Origin of the sequence: Mycobacterium sp. E2238 (genome assembly GCF_001672665.1) — a bacterium.
Classification (GTDB): Bacteria; Actinomycetota; Actinomycetes; order Mycobacteriales; family Mycobacteriaceae; genus Mycobacterium.
In genome coordinates this window covers 1-965 of sequence record NZ_LZKF01000074.1, presented here as the reverse complement: position 1 = coordinate 965, position 965 = coordinate 1, and the positions used below count along the sequence as shown (strand labels likewise).

Genomic DNA, 965 nt, shown 5'->3' with positions numbered 1-965 from the left:
TGACGTCGCCGGCGCACGGCAACTGCAAGGCTAGGACCCGTGACGAAATTCGCCCTCGCCGGCTACGGAACGCGCGGCGACATCGAGCCATTGGCAGCGGTCGGCCGCGAGCTGCTGCGCCGAGGGCACGACGTGGCCGTGGCCGTCCCACCGGAATTGATGGGTTTCGCCGAGTCCACCGGGCTCGCGGCGGTCCCGTACGGCCCGGAACTGCACGACTTCCTGGACGAGGAGTTCCTCCGCAACATGTGGGCTGAGTTCTTCCGGAACATCTGGACGATCCGCAGCCCGATCAGGTTGATGCGCAAGGTCTGGGAGCCCCTCATCCGGCATTGGGGCGAGGTCAGCGCGGCGCTGACGTCCCTCGCCGCCGACGCTGACCTATTGTGCACCGGCCTGAATTTCGAGCAGGCCGCCGCCAACGTCGCGGAACACTACAACATTCCGCTGGCGACACTGCATCACTTCCCGATGCGGGCCAACGGGCAGCTCGTTCCGAGCGTGCCGGCGCCGCTGTTCCGCTCCACCATGAAAGCGGTCGAGTGGCTGTTCTGGCGCTCGACGAGGCAGGTCGAGAACGAACAGCGCCGAGAACTCGGCCTACCAGCGGCCAACAAACCCTCGCCGCGAAGGATCGCCGAACGCGAATCGCTGGAAATCCAGGCGTACGACTCAGTCTGCTTCCCCGGGCTCGCTGCCGAATGGGCGAAATGGGGCGGCCAGCGTCCTTTCGTTGGATCGCTGACGATGGAGCTGCCCACCGATACCGACGACGAGGTGTTGTCGTGGATCGCGAAGGGGACACCGCCGATTTGCTTCGGCTTTGGCAGCATGCCGGTTGCCGAATCGCCGGCCGACACGGTCGCTCTGATCGGCGCGGCGTGCGCGGAGCTGGGTGAGCGGGCGCTGGTGTGCTCCGGGTGGAGCGATTTCAGCGACGTGCCGCACTTCGACCACGTCAAGGT

At 66.3% G+C, this 965-nt stretch carries 1 protein-coding gene; it reads left to right on the top strand.

Features of this window, described 5'->3' with window-relative positions; all coding sequences use genetic code 11:
- Positions 1 to 39: 39 nt before the first annotated feature.
- Positions 40 to 965, top strand: a 926-nt coding sequence (locus A5711_RS05975; protein ID WP_067944717.1) for a glycosyltransferase, incomplete at its 3' end; no start/stop codon positions are given.